The organism is Roseburia sp. AF22-2LB, assembly GCF_003461125.1.
GTDB lineage: Bacteria > Bacillota > Clostridia > Lachnospirales > Lachnospiraceae > Roseburia_C > Roseburia_C amylophila.
Window position 1 is genome coordinate 1 of record NZ_QTWM01000024.1, and the last position, 964, is coordinate 964.

1 protein-coding gene and 1 pseudogene are annotated in these 964 nt (G+C 35.2%); both read left to right on the forward strand.

What is annotated here, in order from left to right:
• A partial coding sequence (locus DWX96_RS14150; RefSeq protein ID WP_118057812.1) for a DUF4885 family protein occupies positions 1–696 on the forward strand: 696 nt, incomplete at its 5' end.
• Positions 680–964 (forward strand): annotated as a pseudogene (locus DWX96_RS14450) (DUF6033 family protein); the annotation flags it as partial. The gene DWX96_RS14150 and the pseudogene DWX96_RS14450, both read left to right, overlap by 17 nt.

The window sequence follows — 964 nt, forward strand, 5'->3', positions numbered from 1 at the left end:
CGGTATGATTATGCATTAAGGAATTACAAGGATGTATATACAGGTGGTTCAAGAAGTGTTGGTTATGTACGCAATACTGACAGGGAAAAACAGCATGCCAGAAGTGTTGTAAATCAGCAAATTTCAAATCTACTTTCAAAGAATGGGATATCAATATCAAAACAGGCAGATTTGGTATTTTCTATTGACCCATATACATATCAACTAACGGTGTCGGGAAATGCAGATAGAGATACATTATCGCAGATAGAAAAATTGCTGAATGAAGGAGATAATGCAAAAAATATTTGGACGCATGCGTGGATTTGTATGCATGATGCAGATAATGAAATTGTTAATTCGCAGGCAAATATGACAAAGGCAAACCAATATTCTTTATGGCATGAAGTGTATGAGACAACTGGATATGATGCACGCAATGCGACATATAAAAATGGTACTTTTATTGCAGAGGATGGTACAGATTTACTGGCATTGTTTAAGGAAAAATCTAAAAATGGTGCAGGGTATGAACTTTATTCTAAGAGATGGCTGCAATATGCTAAAAATGGCTGGAAGAAAGAAAATGATTTGGTATTAAAAATAGGATTTGACAGCAGTGGATTGTATGATATAGGGCAGGAAAGAGGATATGGAGCAACGCAGAATATGTGGATGAAAGGTATTAGTCAAAGTATATTTGAAGCTAGCGTGTGATCAATATTATATTGATTCTGAGAGAAATCCAACAGGTGGCATAGTTGGAAGGACTCCGAATAATGAAAGGAGATATGTTAATATGGCAGTTACAGGAATAGGAACATATGCGTCATATACGAATAGTTATGGCAATACACAAAATGCTGGAAACAAAACGGGCAGGACATATAAGAATGCTCATGAATATAAGAACTATTTAACACAAAAATACGATTGTTTACGAAGCAGGGATTATTCCGTAAATATAAACAGTTCTCTTTTGTCA